Here is a 5,199-nt window from a genome sequence, read left to right on the forward strand (position 1 = left end):
GAGCAACGGGGAGGTTTCGCGTCCTGGCGGGCTATCTCGCGGTCAGAATTTGTAGCTCAGGTTCACCCCCAGCGTGTGGAGCTTGACGTCCTGATCGCGGTCGTCCGGGATGTCGAAGTGCTCCGAACGGAAATCGAAGTAGCGGTATTGGGCGCCAACCACGAATTTATCCGTCAGGGCATAGTCGACGCCGGCGCCGAGCGTCCAGCCAACTTCCGTGCGCGTGTCGGCAACGCCATTGCGTGACGCTTCGATGCCGGCGAAGGCGATTCCGCCGATGCCGTAGACCAGCACGCGGTCCATGGCATAGCCGGCCTTGGCATCGACGGAGCCGAACCATTTCAGCTCGGCGCCGGCGGAATCTCCGAGGCCGAGGTCCGCCGCGCCGTCGACCGAGGAATAGTTGAGATCGGCTACGGCGCCGAGCACCGCCTGGTCGAATTGCCAGAGGCCGGCGACGTGGCCGCCGATGAAACCGCCATCGAGGTCGGGCGAGGCGGAAAACGGCGCGCCGCCGCTCGAGCTCATGTCGGCGCGGCCCCAGCCATAGCCGGCCTGCAGGCCGGCATAATAACCGGTCCAGTCGAAGCCCGGGGCCGTCATTGGCAGATCGGCGCCTACGTCCGCCGCCTGGGCCGACCCGGACAGCAGCGCAAGCAAACCGGCACTGGCGAGCGTCAATCGACGCATCGAGCTCTCCGAAATGGCGGTTTCGAAAGACTCCTGGGTACAACCTAGCCTTATTCGCCGCAAAACGGAATTGGCTTCATTCAACAACGGTTTACGCCGGCGGGTTGCGCACCCGATCCTCCAGGTCGCGCTGCTTCTCGAGAGGCGGCGCCAGACGGTTGAAGGCGAACTCGGACAGCACGGAGCCGGCGATGAAGATCAGGATCGGCACGCCCCATGTCCAGAACGAATGCAAGGTAAAGAATGCCAGTCCGGCAAGGCCGGCCGACACTGCGAAGATTGCGAACCTGATCGTCTCTGCCATTTTCCGCCAATCCGAATGATCGTCAGCGACCGACGAGCATTCCAGCTTCCTGGCTATTTGGCGTCGATGAAATCCAGCGCCGCCTTGCTGTATTCGTCCGGCGCCTGCAGCATGGCGAAATGGCTGGCATTGGGCAAGATGATCAGCTTCGCACCAGGAATGACCGTGGCCATGTATTCGGTGTGCTCGCGTTTGATCGCCTCGTCATGGTCGCCGGCGACGATCGCCGTCGGCGTGGTAATCTTGCCGAGTTGTTCCTTGGTCCACGCCGGCTCGCTTTCCCACATATGGCTGATCTGCGCCACGAAGGCGTCATACTGGTCCGGTGTCTTCGACATCTTCTTGTAGTCGCGGCCAGAGCGCTCGATGTAGGCCGCAAAGGTCTTGTTGGTCATCACGCCCGGATCGACGCCATCGGTGGTGACATTGGCGGCCTGCGCAAAGAGCCTTGTCAGCCGTTCTGGATGATGCAGCGCGATGTCGATACCGATAATGCCGCCATCGCTCCAGCCGACTAGCGCGGTCTTGTCGATCTTCAGGTAGTCGAGCAGCGCCAGATAGTCCGACGCCATCAGGTCGTAGCCATAGGGCTGCTCCGTGCGGGTGGAGCGGCCATGGCCGCGGCTGTCGGCGACAATGACCTTGTGCGTTTTGGAAAGCGTCGCCACCTGGCTCGCCCAGATGTCGGCGTGGCCGAGGCCGCCATGGATGAGCAGAACCGGGTCACCCGCACCGAAAACGGCGTAGTACATCTGGATGCCGTTGACCGGCGCATAGCCGCTCTGCTCGGGTTTGGGCATGGCCACCGGCTCCGGCAATGTCTGCCAACGTTCCTCGGCTGCGGCAAGAGCGGTTGACGCTATCAACAAGACGACGACTGCGATCGCTTTCCAGAGACGGGTCATGTTTCCCTCTTACGGTTCGGTTCGCGGTCAGCATCGCCTTTTAACCTGGTTAGTCAACAAGCGCGGCCTGCCGACCGGATGCCGGCCGACGGCTCTGGCGGCACCCGCCGACATTTGCGAGACTGGCCACAGCCAGGGAATCGCCAATGCCGAAAACGAAGGCCGCCAGGCCCGCAAAACCCCGTGCGTGGACCGAGATGGCGACGCACCTGGTCGATGTCGCGATGGGCCGCAAGCCGGCCGACCTCGTCATCCGCAACGGCCGCTGGGTGAACGTCCATTCGGGTGAGATCATCGCCGGCACCGACATTGCGATTGCCGGCGGGCGCTTCGCCTATTGCGGGCCGAATGCGGGCCACGCCATCGGGCAGGGCACCAAGGTCGTCGATGCAGGCGGGCGCTATCTGGTGCCCGGCCTTTGCGACGGGCACATGCATGTCGAGAGCGGCATGGTGACGGTGACCGAGTTCTGCCGCGCGGTGATCCCACATGGCACCACCTCGATGTTCATCGACCCGCACGAGATCGCCAATGTGCTGGGCCTGGCCGGCGTGCGGCTGATGCATGACGAGGCGGTCGCCATGCCGATCAACGTGCATGTGCAGATGCCATCCTGCGTGCCGTCGGCGCCGGGGCTGGAACATGCCGGGGCCGAGCTGACGGTCGCCGATATCGCCGAGGCGATGAGCTGGGAAAACATCATCGGGCTCGGCGAAGTGATGAATTTCCCGGGCGTCGCCGCCAACGACCCGGTGATGTCGGGCGAGATCGCCGCCACGGTCAGAGCCGGCAAGACGGTCGGCGGGCACTATGCCTCGCGCGACCTCGGCCTGCCGTTCCACGGCTATGTCGCCGGCGGTCCGCAGGACGACCACGAGGGCACGCGCGCCGAAGATGCGATCGCGCGGGTGCGCCAGGGCATGAAGGCGATGCTGAGGCTCGGCTCGGCCTGGTACGACGTCGCTTCGCAGATCAAGGCGGTGACGGAGAGCGGGCTCGACCCGCGCAACTTCATCCTGTGCACCGACGACAGCCATTCCGGCACGCTGGTGCATGAGGGCCATATGGACCGGGTGGTGCGGCACGCGATCAGCCAGGGCCTGAAGCCGGTGACGGCGATCCAGATGGCGACGCTGAACACCGCCCAGCATTTCCGGCTGGAGCGCGAGATCGGCTCGATCGCGCCGGGACGGCTTGCCGACCTGCTGATCGTCTCGGATCTGGCGGCAATGACCATCGACGAGGTCTATGCTCGCGGCGTCAGGCTGGCCAAGGGGGGCAAGCTCGACATCGACATCCCGGCCTATGACTATCCGAAGACGGCCAAGAACACGGTCAGGCTCGGCAAGAAGATCAAGGCCAAGGATTTCGACGTGGCCGCGCCGAAGGGGGCCAACGAGGTGCGCGTGCGCGTCATCGGCGTGATCGAGAACCAGGCGCCGACGCGGGCGCTGGAGGCCGACCTGCCGGTCGAGGACGGGCTTGTCGGCATGGACCGGCGCAACGACGTCTGCCAGATCGCGCTGGTCGAGCGGCACAGGGGCACCGGCGGCGTCACCAATGCCTTCGTCTCCGGCTTCGGCTACATGGCGGACTGCGCGATGGCGTCCAGCGTGGCGCATGACGCGCATCACATCATCGTCGTCGGCACCAACAAGCAGGACATGGCGCTGGCCGTCAACCGGCTGGGTGAGGTCGGCGGTGGTGTGGTCCTGTTCTCCAAGGGCAAGGAACTGGCGCTGGTCGAGATGCCGATCGCAGGGCTGATGTCGGACGAGCGCGCCGAGACAGTCGCAGCCAAGGCCGAGCAACTGACGGAAGCCATGCGCAAGGTCGGTTGCTCGCTGAACAACGCGTACATGCAGCACTCGCTGCTGGCGCTGGTGGTCATTCCCGAGCTCAGGATTTCCGATGTCGGACTGATCGACGTGACGACGTTCCAGAAGGTCGATCTTTTTATCTGAAACCGTGTAGCGGGCCCATCGATCAGCCGCCGGTGGCGATGGTCAGCACCTTGAAAGGCGTGGTGATGACCACTTCGGCGACCGAGCCGACGGCCTTTCCAATGCCTTGGCCGATATTGTCGAACTCGGCCGAGTCAGGTTCGGTCGAGCGCAGGGCGGCTGGTGTGCGCAGCCGGTCGCCGAGCAATTGCACCAGCATCGGATTGTCCGCGAACTTGGCATGGTTCAGGCGGTCGCCGCCCTTGGTGTTGGTCAGGTCCGCCACGACCACGCCATAGCTGGCAAGGTCGGCCGCATTGCCGTAGTCGCCGACTCGAGGCTTGTCGCCGGAAATCAGGGAAGACAGCTTCAGCGCCCGGTCGTCGCCCGAGAGCAGGATCGCGAAAGGTTTGTCCGGCTTGCCGTAGCGGATCATCTGCTTCTTGAAGACGTCGACATCGATGTCCGGCGAGGCCAGGATGACATAGCCGATCTTGCCGCCGAGATCGCGGTCGCCGGTGATGGCGAGCTGGCGCAGCGCCTCCATCGTCAGCCAGGTTCCCATCGAATGGGCGATGATGTCGATGCTCTTGACGTGGGTCTTGGCCAGCATCCGCAGCGTCGCCTCGAGGTCGTCACGCGCGGCTGTGGAGCTGTCCTTGTCGTAGATATAGCCGGTCGTCTTGCCGCTCGACGCCCAGGAGAACAGCACCGGCGTGCCTGGGTATTTCGTGTCGTGCGCGATCTGGGTCAGCCGGAAGACGCCATCGTCGAAGCCGTTGTTGAAGCCGTGCACGAAGACCAAAGCGCGGTCGCCGCTTATGGCGATGTTGGAGCCGACGGCCTTGGCGAATTGCTGCTGGTCCCCATAGTGGACGACCTCGGTGGCGGTGAACTGCTTGGCCGGGTTGCTGTCGGCCGAACCCTTGGCGCGTTCGATGGCGCCGACCTGATGCACCTTGGGAACGGTGACGTCGACGCGGGCGTAGCTGGCGGTCAGCGAGCGGTCGCCGTCGAACACCTGCCGCTTGTCCTTCGTCGCCTGCTGGCGGGTGGTTGCGACGAAGATCTCGTGCGTCGCGGCGATGTCGGAGGCCGGCACCGTGACCGTCGTCTTGTTGAGCAGATCATGCGTGTTCCGGCCGGCGCAGCCCGTGGCGGCGAGCGCGAAGGCAAGGACTATGACAGTCTTCGAACGCACGATCACCCGGGATCCCTCAAGGGGCGAAAATCATAACGCCTCAGATCAATCCGATAAAGCCCGCGGCCGGTCCGGTCCAGTTCAAAGTGGGCGCGGCGGGCAACCGCGCCGGCCGAGGGGCACCATCAGCTACTCCCCGAGCTGGCTGATGCGGTC

At 64.5% G+C, this 5,199-nt stretch carries 5 protein-coding genes; 1 reads left to right on the forward strand and 4 read right to left on the reverse strand.

Translation table 11 applies throughout. From position 1 onward, the window contains the following. Window positions 1-42: 42 nt before the first annotated feature. The 3 genes from EN780_RS27065 to EN780_RS27075 form a co-directional block, all read right to left on the reverse strand. Window positions 43-690: an outer membrane protein gene (locus tag EN780_RS27065; RefSeq protein ID WP_128275826.1), complete on the reverse strand. Its 648-nt coding sequence runs from the start codon at window positions 688-690 to the stop codon at window positions 43-45. A gap of 91 nt (window positions 691-781) precedes the next feature. After that, on the reverse strand, window positions 782-994 hold the full coding sequence (locus EN780_RS27070) for a hypothetical protein (protein ID WP_127391529.1): 213 nt from the start codon (window positions 992-994) through the stop codon (window positions 782-784). A gap of 53 nt (window positions 995-1,047) precedes the next feature. After that, entirely contained in the window at window positions 1,048-1,899 is an 852-nt protein-coding gene (locus EN780_RS27075) for an alpha/beta hydrolase (RefSeq protein WP_128275827.1), read from the reverse strand. Window positions 1,900-2,045: 146 nt separating this feature from the next. Here EN780_RS27075 and ade point away from each other — a divergent pair, with 146 nt between their 5' ends. Beyond that, entirely contained in the window at window positions 2,046-3,863 is a 1,818-nt protein-coding gene (ade, locus tag EN780_RS27080; RefSeq protein WP_128275828.1) for an adenine deaminase, read from the forward strand. A 22-nt stretch (window positions 3,864-3,885) separates the two neighbouring features. On the opposite strand, the gene EN780_RS27085 is transcribed toward ade, so the two are convergent. Then, complete coding sequence (locus EN780_RS27085; protein WP_128275829.1) at window positions 3,886-5,049, reverse strand: alpha/beta hydrolase; 1,164 nt, start codon at window positions 5,047-5,049, stop codon at window positions 3,886-3,888. Window positions 5,050-5,199: the final 150 nt, after the last annotated feature.

The sequence above is a fragment of the Mesorhizobium sp. M4B.F.Ca.ET.089.01.1.1 genome (genome assembly GCF_004022605.1).
Classification (GTDB): Bacteria; Pseudomonadota; Alphaproteobacteria; order Rhizobiales; family Rhizobiaceae; genus Mesorhizobium; species Mesorhizobium abyssinicae.